Below are 24,335 nucleotides of genomic sequence, written 5' to 3'. Positions count from 1 at the left end.
ACTCTGAGCCTTACGCAGAGAGTTGAAATATGTCCATCCATTAAATGACTAAGATTTAAAGCCGCCACATAGACGAAAATATAAAAAACTATCGAAAACAAAAATAATTACGAACCGCAGAAAAATCTAAAAATCAAAAAAAACCGGACCCTTTTGAGCCCGGCTTTTCGCAGTCCAAGATTTTCCAGAAATTACCAGATCTGGAAATCACCCGAGTTCAGAGACGTCACATTATTAAACGTGATTGTCGTATTGTCATCAAGTTTGATCGTTGTATTGCCGTTGGTGGTCGTCTGATTGTTCAGAGCATTCTGAAGGCCATCAGCCGAGTAGTTCAGCAGGGCCACAGAGTTACCAATCGCAGAACCAAAGTCAGTGATGACATAATTGCCACCGGCAATACCATCACGGAAAGCAAAGAGGTTTGCCGCACCCGTGCCACCCGTCATGGTCGCATCGCCAACACCGGCGACCAGAGAGTCTGCGCCCGTGCCACCGATAAACACCTGCGAACCTGACGTGCCCGCAATATTACCAAATGCGTGTACGCCGCTTGCCGATCCGGAAGCATCAAGCGTCTCGTTGCCGCTGTTTGCAACAAAGAGCGTCTCACCCGAACCCGTACCATTAACAACGGCATTCAGATCACCGGCACCAAAGATGGTGCTCTGCGCTGCCGTGATGGTGCTGGTACCCGTGCCACCAATAAAGGTGAGCGAACCGGAAACACTGACATTGGCGTTATCGGAGCGCGCAACCAGCGCATCTTCGCTTGCCGAAATCGTGTCATTCGAACCGCCCAGCACAGTGGAAGATCCACCATTCAGGGAGATCGAGTCGCCTGTGCCACCCATAACGGTGGAACCGCCACCAACGGTAACAGCATTTCCGCCAGCCGACAGGTCATCCACATAGGAGTCCTGACCGATTGTCACGAAAGAGCTACCACCGTACAGCGAGACCACCTGGTTACCTGCGCAGTTGGTGCCATAAATCGTGTCATGACCATACGAGTAGATCGTATTGGTGCCATTGCTGACATTGACGAAGTTATCACCAAGGCCGGTGTTAATGACGTTCTTACCAGCACCCGCAATGACAGTGTCATTACCAGCACCCGTAAAGACGTACCAATCGCCAGCGCCACTCATCTGGTCGCCCGTGAAGGCATTGTTGCCTGCACCAGCAACGAACGTGCCCGAAGAGCTGCCAGCCTGGAACTGAACGCCACCGGTGGAGCCACCTTCAACGCTGACAAAACTGGATGTCACACCAGAAGCGTCAATCTGGAAGTGACCACTCGGCACACCCTGCCCAAGCGCACCACCGAAGGAGATCGCATTCACACCACCGGTAACGGAATAAGCACCGGGGACCGTCGCCACGGCATACCCGAACTGATTTCCACCAAATGCCTGCGTACCCGGAACAAGATTGATACCATCAATGGCATCAATCTGCCCCTCGAGCGTGTTGCTGAAATCTGTTACCAGACTCGCCATCTGATCGCCGATTGCGCCATCAACCGTGACGACTACATGCGCCCCCGAAGATGCGCCCTGAACGGTAACTAATACCATACTCGTCAGTTCCCTTGTTGCACCTACATGATCCGTCGCAGCAAGTCAGGCAGGCAGCATTTCGTTACTTGCCGTTGTATTAAAAAGCCGCCATTCAAGCAACCACGAAATGAGCGGATTATCAAAAAAAAAGCGTGACAATTCCGCGCATCAGATCATTCTTTACCGCTGTGAAACTTATGTGTCACAGCGCTCCAGTCCATGATTCCAGCGCCTGTCACCACCTATGGAGCCTGACCATAAAATAGACAAATAGTTAAATTCGCATAAAGCAAATCCAACACATGTTTCACAAAACCTAGGCGTTTAGATGAATCCCCCACCTTCCGCTGCTTCTTTTTCTTGTAATTCTTTTATTGCTTTATCTTCTGCTGCCTGTAATGCCGCTTTTATTCCACCGTCATTCTGCGGAAGCGATCTCGTCGGTTACGCCCATCTTCCCTTTCTCGCGATGGCTCTCGTAACGGATGCGCCTTCCTGCGCAGCGTTTGTCGCCACAGGCCCCACACCACTCGCGCACGCTCGCACGCTCATTTCCACTCATACGCTCGGCACACAGATACTGGAGTTTCCTGAGGCCAATCTCCCTGAAGACATCAGGCTTCCCATCGATTTCCTCCATGTCGATAGCACCCGCACCACCGATGCGAGTCGCGTGATCCAACATCTCCGCACCTTTCTCAGTCCAGACGCACTCATTCTTCTACACGGAACCGAAACACCTTCGGGGCACGTGCTCTGGCAGGAATTAGCCAGCACCGGATCCACTTTTAGTTTTCCCCATGGAGCGGGATTGGGCATTCTGGCCACGGGACAAATTCCTGACGCCCTGCAACCTTTTTTAGGTACAGAAGAAACTCTTCTCGATCGCTCAGGGCTGATCCGCCTACGTGAACGGTTTGCCCAACTTGGCCTGCTTTGGGCCCGTACAGCCCGTCTGGAAACAGTCGACGCCACTGAAGCCGCGCTGAGGGAAGAATTACGCTCCCTCAAACTGACCCTGACGGAAACACGTCTGGCGCTCTCCAACGCCGAGGAGCATGTCCAGCACCCCCGCCACGAACTCCAAGCGACAACGCCCACACCGGCATCGCAGGCAGTAGATCTGGCACTCAAGGTCACCCAAGAAAACATTGAAGCGAATCGACGCATTACAACGCTTCAGCAGGGACTGAACGCAGCCGAAGAATGGATCAGAAACGCTATAGAAGTCGTTGGGCAGCATAATCAGCAGCAAGCGCAGCTACGTCTGGAGCTTGATGAAGGCACCAAACAGCTGGACAATGTTAAAGCTTATCTTGACCAGCAGGCAGCTGCCTCGGCAGCGTCTCCAGGTTTTCTGCGGACAAGGAAGCAACCTCCAGCACTTCCTGCGTTGCCCCATATATCTTTGACGGCAGCAGATATTACTCTTCCTCCTGTCCCGTCTGTTGAGTCATTATCGCCCGCTGCTCCCGGTTCAATGCCAGCAACGATTCCGACGAGTATCCTGCGCAAAAACATTCTGTTCGTGAGTGGTGAACCGAACACCCCCGGCACGCTCTATCGTTGTGAGAGGAATGCAGCTGCAGCGGCACTCACCGGGCACCAGGCTCGCACCATGCCCTGTCCGAACGTCGGCCCAGACGATGTCGCGTGGGCTGATATCATCGTTCTCTGGCGTGTTGAATACAGCGCCCATGTGTCGATCCTCATCCGGTTGGCCAAAGAAAAAGGGGCAACCCTTGTTTTTGACGCGGATGATCTCGTTTTCATTCCAGCCTTGGCCAGCGTCACCATCATTGATGGCATTCGCACGGTAGAATCGGCGACAGAGTCTCTTACGCACATTCTATTTCAGAACATGCGTGGCACCATGGACAGGGTTGATGCGTGTTTTGCCACAACCGACGCCATGGCGCGCGAGATGGGCCCCATCCGCTCACCAGCCTTCACGTTACCCAATATCTTTGATGCGTCCTGCCTGCGCCGTAGCCGCCGCGCGGCCCGGATTCTCGCGGCTGGCCCGCAGGATGACCTGATACGGATCGGCTATGCATCCGGAACTCGCACCCATCAGCGCGATTTCGCTGTCGCCGTGAACGCTCTCGCGCGAGTGATGCAGGCTCATCCAAACGTCCGCCTTGTCCTGTTCCGTGAAGCCGAGAATAAGCGCCCTGTTCTTCTTATGGATGAATTTCCGGTGCTGGAGTCGGTCGCCGAGCAGATCGAATGGCGCGACAAGGTGCCACTCGAAGAACTTCCGAATGAGTTTGCACGCTTCGACATCTCCATTGCGCCCCTCGAAGTCGGCAATGTGTTCTGCGAAGTCAAAAGCGAGATCAAGTATCTGGAAGCCGCTCTGGCGGGCGTTCCATCGGTCGTTTCTCCAACAGCCCCTTACCGCGCCTGCATCGAACAGAGCGTGACCGGTTTCCTCGCGCACAATGACGCAGAGTGGGAAGAAGCGCTGACGCAGCTTGTCACGAATCCGGCTCTCCGCAAGCGCATCGCCCGCAATGCCCTGAATCAGGTACTATGGACGTTCGGGGCAGAACGGCAGGCCATGCAGTTCGAGAAAATTGTCATGTCGTTCGGTGATGCCGCCCTCAGCGCACGGGCTGCCGAGACGATAATCGCTCGCGACGGATATCGGGGATATGGGGTGCCGGATGTTCCCGAGAGCCGCATACTGTTCTCGCACGATGCGCTGGGCGATGCGGATGTCACAGTCATCATCACCTCGCACAATTATAGCGGCGTGATCCTTGAAGCTCTCGAATCCGTCCGCAAACAGTCGCTCGCTGTCCTTGATCTTATCGTGGTGGATGATGCCTCCACGGACAACTCACCAGCGCTTGTTGTGGAATGGGCTCAGAAACATTTCGAACGCTTCAACCGTTTTTTGGTGCTGGAAGCGGAAACGAATGTCGGACTGGGTGGTGCGCGTAATATCGGCGTCTCTGCCAGCGAAACACCATGGTTCCTTTCACTTGATGCCGATAACCGCCTTACGCCCGATGCCTGCGCCATGCTGCTCGCCACAGGCACGCCCCTGACAGCCTATGTTTATCCGGCCATTCGTCAGTTCGATGCAGCACATGACGTGGTGTCCACCGCTCCTACTCCCCCTATGCGGCTGCGTAACGGCAACACCATTGACGCAATGGCACTCATCGCCAAATGGGCCTGGTCGGCAGCGGGCGGATACTATGTGAAACGTGATGCCATGGGCTGGGAAGACTATGATTTGTGGTGCTGTTTTGCTGAACTGGGCTTAACAGGTCAGCATCTCCCACAACCGGTTGCAGAATATCGTATTCACGGAAACTCCATGACCAACAACGTCACGGAACGACAGGCGCATAAAAACCGTATTATCGCCTATATAAAAGAACGCCATCCATGGCTGGCAGTCCACCATGAAGCGTACGGGCGCGCCTGAAAAACCGTCATTTTTGAAATTTACTCAGGGGTCCAGAAATTTTTCTGGGCCTCTGTTTTATATTTACGCATTACAAGTACAGTTTTACATAACCAAACCTGTTATCGATCTACTTACATACTGTACGGTCTCATTTTTTCTTTTCTGTCTTCGGGCTACGCTTCAGTAACCGCGTAATGGACCGCTGCACAGACAGGCGCTCACCAACATCAAGGCTGCGGTAAAGCCGCAACAGATCCACCTCGTCGATCGTCAGGTGAACAACCGCTTCCTGCGTCGCCATGCCCGTCAGAAAAACTTCAGCAGGCACCTGAAACAATTCCGCCAGTTGCGGCAGATATTCTTTCACTCGTCCGTCGCGATCAGTTTCCCAATGGGCAATAGCGCTTCGCGAAAGCCCAAGGGCTTCTGCGAGCTTAACCTGTGTCATGCCCGCATATTGCCTTAACGCCCGAATACGTTGTCCCAGCGTTTCGTGACTGCCCAAACTCGCCCCAAGATCAGAGGGCGCCTTTTTTGTCATCTCATCATCCCGAAAAAGCGACAACCGTATGTCGCCGGGATAAAACCTAGGCGTAAGAAGAAAGTTCCGGACACGCACAGATCAAATTGCGATCACCGTACGCGTTATCAATCCGCCCTACTGGTGGCCAGTATTTCACAGAAGGCTCCACATCGCCAGGAAAACAGCCAGCCTCTCGGGTATAAACTCTGTTCCACTCTTCAGCCGTAACATCCTGCGCAGTGTGCGGAGCATAACGCAGGGCAGAATTGTCAAGAACAGTGATCTTGTCTTCAATCTCCCTGATTTCTTCCCGTATCGTTAACATCGCGTTACAGAATCGATCCAGCTCACGCTTCCCTTCGGACTCCGTGGGCTCGATCATGAATGTACCCGCCACAGGAAAACTGACGGTCGGTGCATGGAAGCCAAAATCGACCAGACGCTTGGCAATGTCATCGACTGTCACGCCCGTCGCATCCTTGATCGGACGCAGATCGACGATGCATTCATGCGCGACACGCCCGTTCGCACCGCGATACAGAATAGGATAGGCAGCAGAGAGACGCGCCACAATATAATTCGAGTTCAGAATGGCCATCGTCGTCGCACGCGCCAGCCCTTCATCGCCCATCAGGCGGATATAGGCCCACGAAATCGGCAGGATAGAGGCCGAACCAAAGGGCGCGGCGGACACCGCATGCGCTTCACCCAGTTCCGGACGTCCCGGCAGGAACGGGGCAAGATGCGCGCGAACACCGATCGGCCCCATGCCCGGACCACCGCCACCATGCGGAATGCAGAAGGTCTTGTGCAGATTGAAGTGGCTGACGTCTGCGCCGTATTTGCCCGGCTGTGACAGGCCAACCTGAGCGTTCATGTTCGCGCCGTCGAGATAGACCTGACCACCCGCCCCATGCACCAGTGCGCAGATGTCACGCACGGATTCCTCGAACACACCATGCGTTGAGGGATAGGTGATCATAATCGCCGCCAGCGTATCGGCGTGCTGCGCGATCTTCGCTTTCAGGTCGTCCATATCAACGTTGCCGTCATCATCGCATTTCACGACGACGACCTTCATGCCCGCCATCTGGGCGGAGGCCGGATTGGTGCCGTGCGCGGAGGCCGGAATGAGGCACACATCTCGCTGGGCCTGACCTCGGGCATGATGATAGCCGCGAATGGCCAGCAATCCCGCATACTCGCCCTGCGCGCCGGAGTTCGGCTGAAGCGATACGGCGTCATAACCACTGATGGCACAGAGCCATGACTGAAGATCACGGAACAGTTCGGCATAGCCTTCGGTCTGATCGGCAGGAGCGAACGGATGCAGATCACAGAAACCGGGCCACGTGATGGGCATCATCTCGACCGTGGCGTTCAGCTTCATCGTGCAGGAGCCGAGCGGGATCATCGTTCGATCCAGCGCCAGATCCTTGTCAGCGAGGCGACGCAGATAGCGCAGCATGTCCGTCTCAGAGCGATAGGATGAGAAGACCGCCTGCTGCATGAACGGCTTCACACGGCGCAGAGTGGCCGGAATACATGAAGGCAACCCGGACGTCGGATTGGCGGCGGAGGCAAGCGCTTCGACAGGTGCTGCCGGATCAAAGCAACGCCAGATAGCTTCAACCACCTCAGGCGTGGTCGTCTCATCGAGAGACAGACCGATGACCCCGTCGCCAGCACAACGGAAATTCATGCCCGCTGCCACAGCCCGTTCGTGAATTATTTTGGCGTTTTCAGGATCAACACGAACCGTCAGCGTGTCGAACACCACATCCGTATCAACCGTCACACCCAAGGCGTGAAGACCCGAGGCCAGCACTGCCGCCAGACCGGCCACACGCCCGGCGATGGCCTGCAACCCTTCAGGCCCATGATAGACAGCATACATCGCCGCGATATTGGCCAGAAGAACCTGCGCGGTGCAGATGTTGGACGTCGCTTTCTCACGACGGATATGCTGCTCCCGCGTCTGGAGAGCCAGACGGTAGGCTGGTTTTCCGTTGGCATCGACCGACACGCCCACAAGACGCCCCGGCATGCTCCGCTTGTAGACATCACGCACGGCCATGTAAGCCGCGTGTGGGCCACCAAAACCCATCGGCACGCCAAAACGCTGCATGGAACCAATGGCAATATCAGCGCCAAGATCTCCTGGCGACTTCAACAGTGTCAGCGCCAGAGGATCAGCCGTTACAGCGGCAATCGCTCCCGCGTCATGAAGGGCAGCAATCGCCCCCGATGGATCACGCACCGCCCCTGAACTGCCGGGATAGGAGAAAAACGCTCCGAAAACCTTCGATGGCTCAAGGTCTTTTTCCGGATCACCAATCTGGATTTCATACCCTAACGGCTCAGCACGCGTTTGCAGCACAGCGAGCGTCTGCGGGTGTGTATCCGCATCGACGAAAAAGATATTCGCTTTGCTCTTCGCTACGCGTTTTGCCAACGTCATGGCTTCAGCCGCCGCCGTGGCCTCATCAAGCAGGGAGGCGTTGGCGATATCCAGCCCCGTCAGTTCAGTAACCAGCGTCTGGAAATTCAGCAGCGCTTCGAGGCGCCCCTGACTGATTTCAGGCTGATATGGCGTATAAGCGGTGTACCATGCAGGATTTTCCAGAATGTTGCGCTGGATGACACCGGGCAGGATCGTGCCGTAATACCCTTGCCCGATCAGGGAAGTCATCACCCTGTTACGTCCGGCGATCTCGCGCAGACGATTGAGAACCTCAACCTCGGACCAGCCTTTTCCAATCCCCATCGCTTCTTTCGAGCGGATAGCGGCAGGAATCGTTTCCTCACGCAGCGCTTCCTCGCTGGATACCCCTATGGTCTCCAGCATGACGGCGATCTCCGCCTCACGCGGACCAATGTGACGGGAAGCGAAAGCATCGGAAGAGGGCAGAAGGCCGGACCAGATCGCCACGGATAATCCTCATATACAGAAAGAATATTTCAGAAGTGCCGGAGATATCTCTCCGGCAGCGGTCAGCCGATCAGCGCCGCATAGGCATCGGCATCCAGAAGACCGGACAACTGCCCTTCCTTCGTCAGCTTCATCTTCAGCATCCAGCCATTCCCTTCCGGATCACAGCTGATCAGTTCAGGATTGTTTGCAAGGTCTGGATTACCTTCTGTAATCACGCCATCAACCGGAGCATAAACGTCAGATGCGGCTTTCACGGACTCGACGACCGCGATGGAATCTCCCTGCTGCACTTCTGTGGCTGAAACATTCAGCTCAAAGAACACGATTTCACCAAGCTCTTCAGCCGCGTGCTTCGTGATACCCACAATCGCGATGTCACCTTCAACGCGTAGCCACTCATGTTCTTTCGTGAAGTAAAGCGTCATCCCACCCATCTCCCTGTCAGCCAGCGTTACTGCACGCTGGCATTTCAATAATGTCAGCGTTTGAACCCGGCCGGAACGAACGGCATGGTCGAGACCGTTACCGGAATGCGACGCCCCCGCAGTTCAGCAAAAACCTTTGTTCCGGGTGCGGAAAAACCGGTTTCCAGATATCCCATGGCCACAGGCGCCTGTAATGTCGGCCCGAACGCGCCAGACGTCACCACGCCGATCTTCTCGCCACCTTCCGCAGCCGAAAACAGTTCCGCGCCGTGCCGCACGGGCGCGCGTCCCTCCGCGAGAAGTCCCACGCGGCGACGGCCTGCTCCGTTTTCCAACTGGGCAAGAATCAGATCGGCGCCCGGAAACCCACCGGCACGCGCACCACCATTCCGGCGCGCTTTCTGAATAGCCCACTCCAGCGCACCTTCTACAGGCGTCGTGGTCTGATCGAGATCGGAACCATACAGGCACAGACCACCTTCAAGACGCAGGCTGTCACGCGCACCCAGACCAATAGGCTTGACCTCAGGCTGCGCCAGAAGCGCCTTGGCCACGCGCTCCGCATCGGCTGTCGGGACGCTGATCTCGAAACCATCCTCGCCCGTATACCCCGAACGCGTGATGATCACCGCTGCGCCATCCAGTCGGCTCTCTCGGGCATCCATGAATTTCATGGCTCCCACATCCGGCACCAGACGGGCCAGAGCCGTTTCGGCCTGCGGTCCCTGAAGCGCCAGCAGCGCCCGGTCTTCCAGCACTTCCACCACGCAGTCGGACGACAGTTCGCGCTGCATCAGGGCAATGTCCTGCGCCTTGCAGGCCGCGTTGACGACCACAAGGAACCACGTGCCCATATTGACGAGCATCAGGTCGTCCAGAATGCCGCCCTGATCGTTCGTCAGAAAGCCATAACGCTGGCGGCCCGGCTTCAGACCCAGCACATCAACCGGCACGATGCGTTCCAGAGCCAGCGCCACACGCGCCATATCGCCTTCGAGGGGACGCAGTGCGACCTGCCCCATATGCGACACATCGAACAGCCCGGCGCTCGCACGGGTATGCTGATGTTCGGCCATGATGCCCGTGGCATATTGCAGCGGCATGGCGTAACCCGCGAAGGGCACCATTTTCGCGCCAAGTTCTTCATGCAGGGAAAACAGGGGGGTGTGCAGGAGCTCGTCACTCATGCGGCATCACTCCGGGAGAGAAAAAACAGGACAGCATAAGACGCGTTTCCTCCGGCAAAACCGGGTCAGATCCAAGCGCCCCCTTCTGTCCGTTTGCCTGAGATCGCTATCCCGTCGGCGGGCGCCCGAAGCGCCTCTCTCCAGAGTGTTCCATCACCAGGTCCTTTTGCCTGAGAGATTCCAAGGGCTGTTGCTCCTTCGGCGCCGGCCGCGAGCCGGTCTCTCCCTGTGTGATGACTGTACCCTCTCGCATTCCGACATGTCGCTGTCAAACAAATATTCCCAAAGATGTTCCGGGAAACAAACAGTCTTGGAGAGCCGATATTCTTTCCTCACGAATGTTTGCTGAAACCAGCAGGAAAGGTTTGACACCCTCCACCCCGGAATCCACGGACACCCTCTGCGTTCATCACATGTTTCGTAGTATTTTCAATAGATTGCAGGGCGCAAAGAAAATAACACATTTCAATGTCGCGATTTTACTTGACCCTCGGCGAGCAAACATCTTATGCACCGCGCTTCTTGGCCCAAGGGGGCGGTTTCGCCCAACAGGCTGTCTACTGGTTTGGGGGTACGTCGTGAACGCACTTGCTCAACTGGGGATGGTCTCGGAACTCCCGAGCAATAACCAGACTTCTTCCATCGCAGCCTCTCACGAAGAGGAGCGGACGGACTATTTCGTCGAACGGGATGGCGAAAAATTCGCAGGCATGCATCTGCTTGTCGACCTGTGGGAAGCCGTGAATCTTGATGATCCGGCAAAAATCGACGCGACGCTTTGCGAAGCAGCCGTTACGGCGGGCGCTACGATTCTGCACAGCCATTTCCACCATTTCTCCCCTAATGGTGGCGTTTCCGGTGTGGTGGTGCTGGCTGAAAGCCACATTTCCATCCACACATGGCCGGAGCGCAACTTTGCTGCCGTCGACATCTTCATGTGTGGCGCATGCGATCCGCATCTCGCCATTCCAGTGATGCAGCGGCTGTTTCAGGCCCAGCGTGTGCTGGTTGACGAGCAGCGCCGCGGTCGCACGTCGGTCTGATCTTCTTCTGAATTTCGAATCTGTCGAGAGTTCTGTCCGCCTTTCGGGGCGGCAGGACTCTCTTTGCGCATTTTATGGAGCACCCCATGGCTGAAGAGTGGCTGAACGAAGGACTGTACGAAAGCTGGGGGCAACGCTTCCGGGTCCGCAAGGAACTCGCCCGCGTCAAAAGTCCTTTTCAGGACATCGTGGTTTTCGAAAGCGACTCACACGGCCGCGTATTGATGCTCGACGGTGTCGTGCAGATCACCGAAGCGGATGAATTCGTCTATCAGGAAATGCTGACGCATGTTCCGCTGTTCACCCATCCTGATCCACGCCGTGTGCTGATCATCGGCGCGGGCGATGGTGGCGTTCTACGCCGTGTGCTGGAGCATAAAGCCGTCGAAAAAGCCGTCATGGTGGAAATCGACGGAGATGTGATCGAACTTTCCAAAAAGCACCTTCCGTCCATCGCAGGCGACGCGTGGAACGATGCCCGCGCGGAAGTGATCGTCGGTGACGGCATCACCTATGTCGCTGAAGCGGCTGATGCGTCGTTCGACGTCATCATCGTGGACAGCACGGACCCGATCGGCGTGGGCGAAGTCCTGTTTACAGACTCGTTCTACCAGCATTGTGCCCGCATTCTCGGTCCCGACGGGCTGATCGTGAACCAGTGCGGCGTGCCGTTCATGCAGGCTGACGAACTGCGTGACACCAGCCTTCGTCGCGCGAAGTTCTTCCCGCAGGTTTCAGCCTATGTGGCTGCGGTTCCGACCTATGTCGGCGGCTTCATGACACTGGGCATCGCGGGAAAAGGTGCCGATCCGACAACACAGGATGTGGCTTCCGTACGGACACGGGCCGAGCAATCCAGCATTCTCGGCAATACGCAGTACTGGACGCCGGAAATCCACGTCGGATCATTCAACCTGCCGCCTTATATCGCAAAGCATCTTCCCAAAAAGGGATAAGTGCTTTTCTGACGAGCCGGAGGGAGGCCCCGCTTCCCTCCCCTCTGCGCTTCAGACAACCGGACATGTCTGAAGCCAAACGTAATCCCGAATGCTTATTTCGGTGCCTTACCGAGTCCTTCGCCTCCCCTCTGAGCGCACCAGCCTCACCACCGCCTCGATGCCCTGAAGGCGTGGTCGCTGATAATCACCCCAATAAAATTGAGACACGGCAGCCCATTGACCCATTGTCATCGGCCGATTGCCCGCTAGCCCGCATCGATTCCGTGTGTCCTGTGGCTCATAGGGGCAGCACAAACTAGCTCAACGCATATTTCTTCCTGCGAACATGACGCCCTGAATGGTCAAATTATTCTGATAAGACGCGGTACGGTGACCGTGCCAGCAAGGCATGCGTTTTTTGCACAGACCACACAAATATATTCCGTCAAACATATATCCTTATGAATTAGAACAATATTTTTCCGCACAAAGTGACACCAAGTGTCACATTCACAATTATGTGATGCTGAAACCGATTGCTGCGGCCCAGCTGACAATATACGTCAGGATACAGTTATCACGACCGATTTGGTCCTGATTCCCACTTCGTCGCGTCTCTGGATGGCGCACAAACCAGACATATGGAGCCACCCATGTCGGTTACTCAGGAACCTCCTTTCAAAGCCCGTTACGCCAACTACATAGGCGGCGAGTGGAAAGCGCCCGTCAAAGGCGCCTACATGAAGAACATCTCGCCGGTGGACGGCCGCACGCTGTGCGAAGTTCCGCAGTCCACGGCCGAGGATATCGAGCTTGCTCTCGATGCGGCGCACAAGGCGTTCAAGACGTGGAAGCACACGTCCATCACCGAGCGTTCCAATCTGCTGCTCAAAGCCGCAGACCGCATGGAAGCGAATCTGGACCTGCTCGCCCGTGCGGAAACATGGGACAACGGCAAGCCGATCCGCGAGACGCTGAACGCTGACATTCCGCTGGCCATCGATCATTTCCGTTATTTCGCGGGCTGCATCCGTGCTCAGGAAGGCAGCATCACCGACATCAACGAACAGACGGTCGCCTATCATTTCCATGAGCCGCTGGGTGTGGTCGGTCAGATCATTCCGTGGAACTTCCCGCTGCTGATGGGCGCATGGAAGCTGGCTCCGGCTCTTGCTGCCGGCAACTGCATTGTCATGAAGCCCGCCGAGACGACGCCCGCCAGCATGCTTGTGCTGATGGAAATCATCGGTGATTTGTTCCCGGGTGGCGTAATCAACATCGTCAACGGTCTGGGTCGCGATGTCGGCGCCGCGCTTTCGACAAGCACCCGGATCGCCAAGATCGCCTTCACCGGCTCCACGCCGACCGGCAAGATGATCGCTCATGCCGCAGCCGAAAACCTGATCCCGGCCACGCTGGAACTGGGCGGCAAGTCGCCGAACATCTTCTTCGCCGATGTCATGGACCATGACGACGATTACCTCGACAAGGTTCTCGAAGGCTTCACGCTGTTCGCGCTCAATCAGGGACAGATCTGCTCCTGCCCGAGCCGCGCGCTGGTTCAGGAATCCATCTATGACAAGTTCATGGAGCGCGTTCTGCCGCGTGTGAAAGCGATCAAGCAGGGCAACCCGCTCGACCCCGAGACCATGATGGGCGCCCAGAACTCGCTCATGCAGGAAAACAAGATCCTCGAATATATCGACATCGGCAAGAATCAGGATCACGCTCAACTACTCGCCGGTGGCGCTCGCCCGGATCTGGGTGCCGCTTTCAAGGATGGCTTCTACGTTCAGCCGACCGTTTTCCGTGGTGATCGCAATATGCGTATTTTCCGCGAGGAAATCTTTGGCCCGGTTCTCACGGTCACCACCTTCAAGGACGAAGCCGAGGCGCTGGCCCTCGCCAACGACACCGAGTTCGGTCTGGGTTCAGGCGTCTGGTCCCGCAATGGAAACACCTGTTTCCGCGTTGCAAAAGGACTGGAAGCTGGTCGTGTGTGGGTGAACTGCTACCACGTTTATCCGGCAGGCGCTGCCTTTGGCGGCTACAAGAAGTCGGGTATCGGACGTGAGACCCACAAGATGGTGCTTGAGCACTATCAGCAGACCAAGAACATTCTCACCAGCTACTCCGAAAAGAAGCTCGGCTTCTTTTGATCGCAATCGAACGGAGCGTGATATGACGCTCCGTTCAACGTCCGCTACCTTGCCCCGACGTTCCCATGACGACGCAGGAAAGATATATGAGCAACAAACCAGAAATCCTGATCGTTGGTGGCGGCGTCGCTGGCCTCGCACTTGCCACGCGTCTCGGAAGTTCTCTGGGACAGCGTGGACAGGCGCGCATCACGCTGATCGACAAAAGCTTTTCCCATGTGTGGAAACCCATGCTGCACTGTTTCGCAGCCGGGACGGCGAAGAACGAAAATGACCGCATCAGCTTCATGGCGCATGCCAGCCGCCATCATTTCGAATTCTGGCCCGGTGAAATCGTCGGTCTCGACCGCACCAATCGGCAGGCGGTTCTAGGTCCCTTCCACGCCTCTGACGGCTCGGTCGTGCTTGAAGGTCGCACAGTCAGCTACGACGCGCTGGTGCTGTCTATCGGCAGTTGCGCCAATGATTTCCGCACACCCGGTGTGGCGGAACACTGCCTCTTCATCGACAATCTGGTCGAAGCCAACAGTTTCAACGAAAAGTTTCGTATGGAACTGCTCCGTGCTTACGATGCTGGCAATGAACTCGACATCGCCATCGTCGGTGGCGGCGCAACCGGCACGCAGCTGGCCGCCGAGCTGCACAAGGCGCTGGAGATCGTGCACCTCCACTCCTTCTCGCAGACACCGCCAAAGCTGAAAGTCACGCTGCTTGAAGCTGGTCCACGCATTCTTCCCGCCTTCCCCGAAGAAGTTTCCGCCGCCGCACAGAAGCAGCTCGAAGGCATCAATGTGGAAGTCCGCACCTCCGCCATGGTCTCCGGCGCTGACGAACAGGGTTTCATTCTAAAGGACGGCACCCGCATTCCAGCCACCCTCCGTGTGTGGGCGGCAGGGGTCAAAGCCCCGGAAGTCACAACAGGTTTCGGTGGCCTGTCTCTGAGCCGCTCGGGTCAGATCCTCGTCAAGCCGAACCTCCAGACGGTTGACGATCCAGCGATTTTCGCCATGGGCGATTGCAGCTTCATCGTTGACGATCCGCTGCCTCCTACAGCGCAGGTCGCCCGCCAGCAGGCGCATCATCTGGCCCGCCATCTGCCGAATTTCATTCTGAACAAGCAGGATATTCCAAACTGCGTGTTCAACAACAAGGGCGCTATCGTCGCTCTTGGAAATTATAACGGCTGGGGCACATTGCCCGGTGGATCTGTTTTCGGCGGTGGTTTCCTCAAGGGGCTCTCGGCCCGTCTGGGTCATCTGATGCTTTATCGACAGCATCAGGTGGAGCTGTATGGCTTCACGCGCGGCATGATCGCGTGCTTCGCCGACTGGATTGACTCTCTGGTCCGCCCCTCCGTCCGTCTCGACTGACGGACGTTTCCATCCTGTCAGGCGTGCAGATATTCGAGTTGCAATGCGAAGACACGCCGCAGGATGGAAATCAGGCCCACGCGGCCCTTCACCCGAATCCACTCATCGATTCCGGTTCTGAAGGCCGCGGTCCCTGACCGCGCCACCACGCGGGCCGCCAGTATCCTGTCTTCCGTCTGAGGCAGACGATTCGTCATTGCCACAGCCAGACTCTCCTCCCACTGGGCATATTTCTGTAGGCTGACGGATCGCAGGCCGGGTGTGCGCTCGATAAGACACACGAAGGCCAGCGCTTCCGAGCGTGTCTTCGCCATATGCGGAACCACCGCTTCCAAAGCCGAACTGATGACTTCATGCGGCGGCATGGCCTTGTCACACTGATTGACGTGATCGGTCAGAACATCCGTCATTTTCTGCGCCCACGCCGTGACGATATCCGCCTTGGTGGGAAAATGACGAAATAGCGTCCGACGTGAGATTCCCGCGGCAGCGGCAATCTCGTCCGTGGTCGTTTCCTCGAAACCTTTTTCGGAAAGCAGCCGCATGGCGGCTTCAACCAGAGCTTCCTGTGTCTCCTGCCTGCGCAGTTCACGACGGGTGGGAGGTGTCAGATCGCTGGACCGCAAGCCGGACGGAAAATGAAAAGACGTGGCAGATACAGGCAAGATATCCTTCTCCTGCAAGCCTGAAAGGAAAGGTCATCACATGTCAGGACATCGCCAACGACCGTGATCGCCTTTCCTTAACACGTTCTTGGCCGAAAGGAGAAAACTCTCACGACAAAACTGTCGATAGCCTACTGGTCTGCGGCCCGATTGCGTAAGTCGGCTTCAGGTGAAGTCACCAGCAATGAGAAAATATGCTGACGCTCAGGAGTCATCTGGCGTGGACCGACCCATTCCCTCAGCCGATCCAGCGTGCCCCAGTCATTGGCCCGGGCGGCGTCCGTGGCAAGACGAATGCTCAGTTCCTGCTGAGGAACAGTCAGATTGCCGGTTTCAGGTAACAGTTTTGTCGCCAACCGCCCCACAACGAGAACGGCCTCGGGCCATTTGCGCTGTTCCTCAAGTATTGTCCCCCGCAGATCGAGCGACTCATTACTCTCATCCTGCTCAAGCATGTGCAGGGCCTGCTCGCGGTTTCCCTCATTGGCAAGAAGACTGGCTTCAATGACCCGACGCCGGGAGGCCAATGAGCCATCAGCACCCGGATCCTGCGTCGCTTCAAGGGCACGCCTTGCCTGCCCAAGTCGCTGGGCAGCGATGTCCGCCTGCGCCAGTTCAGCGCCCCAAGCGGCGCGGCTCGCATCGTCGGGAGCCAGAGGAAGCGCCCGCTCAAACGCTGTAGCCGCTTTTGCGGGAAGTCCCAGCGCCTGCAGACGCCCACCAAGACCAGCCAGAACGCGCCCCTTGTTCGGTCCGTCCGGAATCTGATCAACATGGCTCTCGATCATGGCGACTGAATCCACCAGATTCGCTGGCTGGCCGCCATTCGAGGACGCTGTATCATTTGCAAGATGCACCAGTATTTTCTCAATCTGTGGTGCCATCACAATCCGCTCTTCGGGGAAGCGTGCGATCTGTTCATCCGCCGCCATCAGGGCTTTCGGCCATTCGCCCGCCTGCATCAGGGCATTGATGTAAGCAGATCGCACTTCCCTTTCCGAACCAGCCTGACGCGCCAGCAGAAGCTGTCGCTCATATCCTGTGGCTGCTTCGGCTGGGCGTATTTTCCCCAGAGCCAGTTTCTGCTTCAGCATTTCCACCGCGGCTGTCGAGGCGACGACAGGATCACGATCCGATGCAAGGTGGGAAAACTGCTGTAAGGCTTTTTCCGGCTCGCCCTGCCGCAGCGCAAGAAACGCACGCGCGAGATCGTAGCGTTTCTCGGCAGGAAGCGGCTGCAGAATATCCCTGTCTTCTGCGCTGCCATAATGGGCGATGAATGTTGTGACTTCCGGTAGAAGCAGCCGACGCAGCGGTTCGGGATAGTTTTTGAGATTCGTGAACCCCTGAGCCATTAAGGCTGCCGCTTTGGCGGAATCCCCCCCGCTCCGCGCCAGATAAAGGCCGCGCCAGAAAACGCTATCCGCACCCATGATCGGATCAGCCAGTGCGGACGCAGCGCCGGTATTTCCAGCCAGTAGTTGCGACGCCGCCTGCAGGAACTTCACATTTGGCTGAATGGCCAACTCCGGATTGTCCTCAATGGCCGTCCCGAGAATCGCATTGGCTTCCCGCGGATCGCCCATTGCAAATGCGGCGCGGGCCGCAGCAAGCCGGGCCGGACCACGCTGTTCCGGAGGAAGCTGCGCCGCCTGTGTCCAGCGCCGCCTGTAATCTTCACGCAACATCGCAGGAGCCAGAGGGCGAAGGCCAAGCCATGACCAGTCGACGCGATCATCCGCAATGGCACTATTGGCTGCTGAAGCAACAGGAATGGCGTCAACGCCGACGACATCGACAAATGCCCCCCCGTCACCTTTCCTTACTTCGATCTGATCTGATTCAGTCGCAAACACCAGCCCTTGCACGGAGGGCCAGATTTCATACCCCAATTTGTGACGCCCGAGCACCGGCCCGGGCTGTTCAACCGGAGAAGGCACGACCAGAAGCCGCGCGCCAGATGCCGGATCCGCAATCTCCAGAACACGACCGGGACGGGAGAGCGGATACAACACGCCACCATCCTTGAACTGGGGTTCAAGGCCAGCGGAAGGTGCCGGATCGCCTTCCCCCCTGACCGCCAGAATCCAGCCACCCGTCTGCTTGCTCATACTCAGCGGCACGTAACGATCGATATGGAAAACGATAAGCGTCGTGTTGCCCATTGGCTGGACAGTCGCCTGTGAAAAGACGCCAGTGCCCATAAGGGCACTCGTATCCATCTCGGTCGCACGATCAGCGACGATAATGAAATTGGCTCCGCTCCAGAAAGCCGCCACACCGACATCATCGCCCACGGGCAGAAAGATCTTGTTTGCTGGTTTTGGCGAAGCAACCTGTGTTCCTGCGCCTGACGGAGCGGTCTGGGATGCCCCTTTATGATTTTGGTCAGTCGCCGATGTATCTTTTTTTAAAGCAGCAGAATTCTTTGTTCCGTCTGTAGGAGCTTCATCCGTTTGAATGCCGATTCTATCAGACTGCCACCCTGCAGGAAGACCACCTTGTGTAATCGTTGCAGGTGCGTTCTTTTCCGCCGTGACAGGAGAGGCCTCTGTCGTTTTCCGCGTTTTTCTGGTTGATCGCCGTGAAGGAGAAACGTGACGATTATTCTGGCCCACAATGACCGGCGCAGTTGATTCGACATTTCCCGATGCAGTAGGAGACGGCGATCCACTTGCTGCTTCTTGTGCATATACAGAAACCGGGCAGGTCAGACAGGTTGCAAGCCATAATGCCAAAGAAAATCTAATCCGCACGCTTTATTCCCGTTCTGCAATGCCACATGTCAAAAATCAGAACCGTAGCAAGGCGCATACTGTAATGCTCAAACACTTTGGCCGTTTAACCGTTTGTGCCTGCCCTTGTCACCGTTGATTTTCTTGGCATTCCAGCAAGAAGTTGCGTCGCCATCATGGCACGCTCCGGCAACATTCCCGCAAGAATAGCTGATGTCTTGCGCGGATTCATTTTGATCATCACTGGCACCATGACCTTGAAATCCAGTACATTAAATATCGAAGCTGCTTCACGCGGAGCCATTGCTTCATAAATCTTCACCAATCGGTCGACGTCTTCGTCACTCAGCTGCTTCTTGCGCTTTTCTTCCTGCGCCACATTGGACTGCGCTTCGGAATATTTCTTCATGCGCTCATCAAGAACACTCTGCGAGGCTTCAATAGCGCGCTTCAGTTCTTCCAGCTTGCGGCTTTCTTCATCAAGCTGTTTCGTCCGACCAGCCAGATCCTGCAGAAGTGCCTGACGTGCGGCATCCACATGCTGATCGACATCCGCATCCGGTTTTTCTTCCTGTCCAATGCACTTCATATCCCCCGTGCAGGGAGCAGAAGCAGCGGACGTTTGTGCCGGAACGGATGACTCTTCCGCCTTTTCCCCGGTGGGTACAGACTGCACCGCTTCGGATGGCACGGCAGATGCGGCCTGTCGCGCCGCTGCAACCGCTTTAGCTGCTCCCGCCGCCCCTTCTGGTGTGTTGGCAAAGAGCACTGAACTCGTCAAAAGATAGAGTTTCAGTGAGAGCAGCCCTCCCATCAGACAGGATGAGAGTTGAAATATCCGGGAAAATGGCAGTTTGGGCATGCTGTCAGCTCATCCGCAGGGCCCTGATCAGGTCCTGTTCCGCTGCCGTTCTCTGTCGGCGTTTCTGTTCATAGTCTCGGGAACCAACGGTCGGACTGGCTGGCAAGGATGGCAGCGGCGCACGTTCCATCTGAGGCGGTGTATCCATATCGGCATTCCCCCAGACTTCCGCTGGCGCCGCCTCTTTCTCCAGACTTTCTTCAGCAACCATTGGCTCATCCCCTTTACGGGTGGACACCATTGTCAGCTCTGGAAATTCCTCTCGGCCCTTGCGGATCAACCCTTCCAGGCGGCCGGCAAGCACATCCGCACGTTCCGAGAGCATTTCCAGTTCGTGCTGCAAAATTTTTGACTGATCGATCATCCGGCTCAACGCACGTCCACTGATATCACCAGCAGTCTGAAGTTTCTCGATACCAGCATCCGCCCGTTTTCCACTCTCATCAAGACGAGCAACCAGATCCGCCAGATCTCTTCGATCACGACGCAATATCGTCAGGGCACGACCGAGATGAATACTATAGAAAATACCAAGAACAAGCAGAAAACAAAGCGTTATTTCAATAATATACTGAGATAAAGTCATGCCACCCTCCACATCAGGAGTACAGTCCCTCAGGAGACTGCATAATCTCCTTTACGGACAAAAGATCTTCTTCAATTCTGATCGCCATCTGCTCTTTTTTCCGACCCGTTTTGCCTGAAAAAAGCGGCACAGATCCGCATCGCAGTTTGACGGGTGCCCCCAATTCCTGATTGAGCATGAGCACAGACCCAGGCTTCAACTCTGCAAGTTCTGAAAACTTCATTGTCTGCTCGGCAAGTACCGCATCGAGAACGACACTCGTATCACGCAGATGATCGCCGAGATTGTTCTCCCACACAGAATCCCGCCCGAACTTTTCTCCCATGAACTGCTGCACCAGAAGATCACGCACAGGCTCAAGTGTGGCGTAAGGCAGGATCACATCGATCATCCCGCCACGATCATCCATTTCCACACGCATCCGCGTCAGGAAAACAGCATTCGAACTCCGGCAGATCGCGGCAAACCGTGTATCGACCTCAAGCCGCTCGAATTTGAAATTCACTGCGCAGATCGGATCGAAACCGATACTCAGATCAGTCAGGATCAGCCGCACCATCTTTTCAACAAGAGCACGTTCGATCGTCGTATGGGGGCGTCCTTCCACATTGAGCGGTCGTGGATTGCGCGAACCACCCAGCAAAACGTCCACCATGGAATATGTCAGGGCCGAATCGATCACCATCAGCCCGTAATTTTCCCATTCCTCCGCCTTGAAAACGGCAAAGATACAGGATGCCCTTACCGAATTGAGATAGTCGCCAAACCGCATCGAGTTGATGCCATCCAGAGAAACATCCACATTATCGTTTGTGAAGTTTCGCAAGGATGAGGACACCACACGCATGAGGCGGTCGAACACCACCTCCAGCATCGGCAGCCGCTCATAGGCGACAAGCCCCGCATTGATGATGCGCTCCAGGCCATTGGCCGTTTCAGTCGGATCGTCCGGAGCCGCGCCATCACCGAACAGCGTATCGATCTGCTCACGGCTCATGTTGTCCGAACCTGCAGACCGCCCACGATCATTCAGAGATGCTGTCGGCTCGGGGCGCGGAATGGATGCGCCCGGCTCTCCCTGATTTTCGCTCATTGAATCAAGAACTCTGTAAAGAGAAGATCCCGCACTTCGATTGGCGCCAACTGGACGGCGATTCTGTCCAGAAGCGCCTCACGAAGACGGTAGATCCCGTTACCTCCCAGATCAGCCTGAGAGCTTTCATGCAGATAGGACTGAAAGATATTCTGGATCTCTGGCATCATCGCCGTGACCTGCTGGGATGTCGTGCCACGAACCTGCAGTTTCGCAGAAATCTTCACAAACATCGGACGGCCCGATGAACTGTCAAGATTGGAAATTACAGTTGGTATATCGACAAGAAAAGGCTCTTCCTGCACGACAGGCTCAACCTTTTTCGTCATCTTGGCGGTGTGCTGCTTATAGTACCAACCTCCTCCGCCCAGTGCGGCAAGACCAAGCACGGCACCGACGATAACAATCAGTTTCTTTTTACTTTTGGGCGGCGGCGCTTCCGCACCTGCCGTCTCGTTTTCTTCCGCCATCAGTGCCCCGAAGCCACTCCACTTCAACCACCGATCGAAGAGAACACCCCGAAACCGGAGATGCCCGCCCCGCTGGATAAGAATCGCCCCAGCAATCATCGGCTACAGACACAAGGCGTAAGACCTGAGCCTTAAAAATCATCTAATTTTGATGAGAGTCGGGACCGAAGAAATTTTTATGGAAGGCTAGGCGTGGAAGCATCCACAATACCTTCCCATAAAAGCGCTACAGAACTGATTTTAGAGAAGAATCAGCGATGCCAGCCAATCAGTGACCTCTCAATGATCAGCACCCACACACGCCTCCACGAGCGCATGATTTTTCAAGCATCTCTTAATATCTACAGCTTCTAATAGGGCGTTTATATGCAGCACACAGCTTCTGCTATCGTAGAGCCGAAGCGAGAGCAGTCATATATCTGAATTTAGGGGATGTTGGTGAGCCGGGTGGGAGTTATCATATACATGTATAACAATGGGTTATGATTTATAATACCCGATTCGCGCTTACATAAAATCAATAACTTATGGCGATTTTGTATAACCTTTTCACTGCTCCGAATCGCCCCGCAAGCATCCCCTCACCACACCAGCACACGCCCCGTCCTTCCCGGCCAACGTCGCGCTAGGACCGGAATACGTCACCCGCACGACGCGCCCCTCACGAAGCGCCACGGTCGCCCGGCATGTGCCATGGCCGCCCACGCTCAACTCGAACGAGAACGGCGTCTTGAGATCGAAGGGGCCTTGAACAGCCTGGTCCTGCCGATACGTCAGTACCTCCTGCCCGTCCCGATTCTCCTGCATGTCCGGCACGCCAGCGCAGGCAACGAGATCGGCGCGGGATAGGCCGAGCATGTCGTGGCGCGCGCGGGTGGGGATTGTGGTGCATGCGGATAGAGCGGCAAGCGAAAGGACGGCAGCTACGCGCATTTTTCTCTGTACTTTGTCGGCGGGATATCGGATTATGTGCGGACTGCGGCGGCGTGGAAGGACACGCTTGCTCTCTTGGAGGTTCGCCCTTTGCGCGAGGGAGAGGGAAGGACAAGAATGCGAAAGCAGGGCAAATATCGGATTTAATCCGACGCAATAGCCGGTATCGAGTCCGGCCCGCAGTAATACAGTCCGGTGCTAGGCGCAAAGGCGTGTAGGCGCTTCTGATCGCGGATCAGATAAAAGCGCGGCGAAAGCCTGAACAGGAGAAGCATATTCTCCGACCGGAACCAGTTTCAGGTCTCAGTTATTCGGAATTTCCGAGTAACTGACGTGTGCCGGACACGCAGGCGGTAAAGCCTTTCCGGAAGCCGTCGGATGCATACGGCGCAGAGATGAACTACCGGCTATCCAGAAGGACTACCGGCATCGCAGAGGGTGGAAGCCCCTCACCCGTCAAGGAATCCTTGACCGCTCAACTCATCAGGATTTCTTACAAGTTCGAACTGTTGAGGATTGCTCAATAGTTCACTTGAACACGTCATCGTTCTTCCGCATGCGCTGGAAACACCACGTGAGCGCCGGGATAAGGACGGCCATCCCGCCAGCACCGACGAGGACGGATACGGGATCAAGCATCACTCACTGCCCTCATCTCCACCACGAGCGCATCGAGCGCCTCGCCTCTCGGGCTGACGCCATGAACGTCCGACCAGTGCTGGCGCGCCACGAGCCCGTACGCTTCATCACAGAACCGGGCGAGGAAATCCCACGACATGCGCCGGTTCATTCCCCACGTGTTGAGTTCCAGGCCTGTCGCGTCGTAGCCGTGCAGCCAGACTGCATGGCCGCCCGCGATGGTGTTGTCGCGCTGTGGGTCATAGATCCAATCGTCGTCCGTCTCGCAGCACCATTCCGGCAGGGATAGTCCGATATACAGGCCACCAAGGAACGCGATGGCGCGTTGGACGGCCTGCTGGTTGCGCGGGTCGATTGAGCCATAGGCGGTGAGATACGACCGGCCCGGCTGCATGCCCGGCATTGCCAGCCCGTCGCGAATCCAGCGGTTGAGCACGTCCAGTTCGACGGCGCCCCGATCCGTTGCCGGCTGACCAGGCACGTAATCACTGGTCGCCGCGTAATTCGCCACAACCTCATCATCGCTCAGCAGGATGGGAGCCTGCGCGGCTCCTGTCCAAGTGCGAATGGCAGAGGCGACCGAGACAGCGGTACAGCAGCCTAGGCGGTCATTGCACCACATGGGCCACTGAACGCCCTGCGCCCAGTTTGCGGACGGCGGGATCACCGGCAGCGCGCGGGCCAGCGGTGCGGACATGCGGAACGTGCGGGGATCGTGCTTTGGGGCGAGCTTGCCGAGTCTGCGGATCACCATACGTTGGCGTCCTCATTGCGGGTGCGGAAATA

18 protein-coding genes and 1 riboswitch are annotated in these 24,335 nt (G+C 56.3%); of the genes, 5 read left to right on the top strand and 13 right to left on the bottom strand.

The window, feature by feature from the left end; genetic code table 11:
- Positions 1-191: 191 nt before the first annotated feature.
- Positions 192-1,580 carry a beta strand repeat-containing protein gene (locus tag ABF824_RS04265; protein ID WP_415486647.1) on the bottom strand — a complete coding sequence of 463 codons (1,389 nt, stop codon included), beginning with the start codon at positions 1,578-1,580 and terminating at the stop codon, positions 192-194.
- A gap of 310 nt (positions 1,581-1,890) precedes the next feature.
- Between ABF824_RS04265 and ABF824_RS04260 the strand changes: the two genes are divergently transcribed.
- A complete protein-coding gene (locus ABF824_RS04260) occupies positions 1,891-5,004 on the top strand; it encodes a glycosyltransferase (RefSeq protein ID WP_415486646.1) in 3,114 nt (1,037 codons plus the stop codon).
- Between the two features lie 130 nt (positions 5,005-5,134).
- On the opposite strand, the gene ABF824_RS04255 is transcribed toward ABF824_RS04260, so the two are convergent.
- The 4 genes from ABF824_RS04255 to gcvT all read right to left on the bottom strand — a co-directional run bounded on the left by ABF824_RS04255 (position 5,135) and on the right by gcvT (position 10,056).
- A complete protein-coding gene (locus tag ABF824_RS04255) occupies positions 5,135-5,527 on the bottom strand; it encodes a helix-turn-helix domain-containing protein (protein ID WP_415486645.1) in 393 nt (130 codons plus the stop codon).
- Positions 5,528-5,573: 46 nt separating this feature from the next.
- Positions 5,574-8,441, bottom strand: coding sequence for an aminomethyl-transferring glycine dehydrogenase (gene gcvP / locus ABF824_RS04250; protein WP_415486644.1), 2,868 nt, complete (start codon positions 8,439-8,441; stop codon positions 5,574-5,576).
- 62 nt (positions 8,442-8,503) lie between these two features.
- Positions 8,504-8,869 (bottom strand): glycine cleavage system protein GcvH, encoded by a 366-nt coding sequence (gcvH, locus tag ABF824_RS04245; protein ID WP_415486643.1) that lies wholly within the window; start codon positions 8,867-8,869, stop codon positions 8,504-8,506.
- A 53-nt stretch (positions 8,870-8,922) separates the two neighbouring features.
- Complete coding sequence (gcvT, locus tag ABF824_RS04240; protein ID WP_415486642.1) at positions 8,923-10,056, bottom strand: glycine cleavage system aminomethyltransferase GcvT; 1,134 nt, start codon at positions 10,054-10,056, stop codon at positions 8,923-8,925.
- 148 nt (positions 10,057-10,204) lie between these two features.
- Positions 10,205-10,295, bottom strand: a riboswitch (glycine riboswitch).
- A 339-nt stretch (positions 10,296-10,634) separates the two neighbouring features.
- Between gcvT and speD the strand changes: the two genes are divergently transcribed.
- The 4 genes from speD (at position 10,635) to ABF824_RS04220 (ending at position 15,566) form a co-directional block, all read left to right on the top strand.
- Complete coding sequence (gene speD / locus ABF824_RS04235) at positions 10,635-11,099, top strand: adenosylmethionine decarboxylase (RefSeq protein WP_415486641.1); 465 nt, start codon at positions 10,635-10,637, stop codon at positions 11,097-11,099.
- An 86-nt stretch (positions 11,100-11,185) separates the two neighbouring features.
- Entirely contained in the window at positions 11,186-12,055 is an 870-nt protein-coding gene (gene speE, locus ABF824_RS04230; RefSeq protein WP_415486640.1) for a polyamine aminopropyltransferase, read from the top strand.
- Positions 12,056-12,690: 635 nt separating this feature from the next.
- Positions 12,691-14,196, top strand: coding sequence for an aldehyde dehydrogenase family protein (locus ABF824_RS04225; protein WP_415486639.1), 1,506 nt, complete (start codon positions 12,691-12,693; stop codon positions 14,194-14,196).
- A gap of 86 nt (positions 14,197-14,282) precedes the next feature.
- Entirely contained in the window at positions 14,283-15,566 is a 1,284-nt protein-coding gene (locus tag ABF824_RS04220; RefSeq protein WP_415486638.1) for an NAD(P)/FAD-dependent oxidoreductase, read from the top strand.
- Positions 15,567-15,583: 17 nt separating this feature from the next.
- On the opposite strand, the gene ABF824_RS04215 is transcribed toward ABF824_RS04220, so the two are convergent.
- The 8 genes from ABF824_RS04215 to ABF824_RS04180 form a co-directional block, all read right to left on the bottom strand.
- Entirely contained in the window at positions 15,584-16,231 is a 648-nt protein-coding gene (locus tag ABF824_RS04215; protein WP_415486637.1) for a TetR/AcrR family transcriptional regulator, read from the bottom strand.
- Between the two features lie 131 nt (positions 16,232-16,362).
- On the bottom strand, positions 16,363-18,528 hold the full coding sequence (locus ABF824_RS04210; RefSeq protein WP_415486636.1) for a tetratricopeptide repeat protein: 2,166 nt from the start codon (positions 18,526-18,528) through the stop codon (positions 16,363-16,365).
- A gap of 544 nt (positions 18,529-19,072) precedes the next feature.
- Positions 19,073-19,828 (bottom strand): MotE family protein, encoded by a 756-nt coding sequence (locus tag ABF824_RS04205; RefSeq protein ID WP_415486635.1) that lies wholly within the window; start codon positions 19,826-19,828, stop codon positions 19,073-19,075.
- Positions 19,829-19,832: 4 nt separating this feature from the next.
- On the bottom strand, positions 19,833-20,414 hold the full coding sequence (locus ABF824_RS04200; RefSeq protein ID WP_415486634.1) for a DUF6468 domain-containing protein: 582 nt from the start codon (positions 20,412-20,414) through the stop codon (positions 19,833-19,835).
- Positions 20,415-20,427: 13 nt separating this feature from the next.
- Entirely contained in the window at positions 20,428-21,507 is a 1,080-nt protein-coding gene (fliM, locus tag ABF824_RS04195; protein WP_415486633.1) for a flagellar motor switch protein FliM, read from the bottom strand.
- Entirely contained in the window at positions 21,504-21,977 is a 474-nt protein-coding gene (locus ABF824_RS04190; RefSeq protein WP_415486632.1) for a flagellar basal body-associated FliL family protein, read from the bottom strand. The genes fliM and ABF824_RS04190 overlap by 4 nt, the downstream gene beginning before the upstream one ends.
- Before the next feature lie 549 nt (positions 21,978-22,526).
- A complete protein-coding gene (locus tag ABF824_RS04185; RefSeq protein ID WP_415486631.1) occupies positions 22,527-22,910 on the bottom strand; it encodes a hypothetical protein in 384 nt (127 codons plus the stop codon).
- A 631-nt stretch (positions 22,911-23,541) separates the two neighbouring features.
- Positions 23,542-24,171: a hypothetical protein gene (locus ABF824_RS04180; protein WP_415486630.1), complete on the bottom strand. Its 630-nt coding sequence runs from the start codon at positions 24,169-24,171 to the stop codon at positions 23,542-23,544.
- Positions 24,172-24,335 lie beyond the last annotated feature (164 nt).

Source organism: Acetobacter sp. (assembly GCF_047721705.1).
GTDB lineage: Bacteria > Pseudomonadota > Alphaproteobacteria > Acetobacterales > Acetobacteraceae > Acetobacter.
The sequence above is the reverse complement of the archived record's forward strand: the minus strand, read 5'-3'. Positions and strand labels throughout refer to the sequence as shown.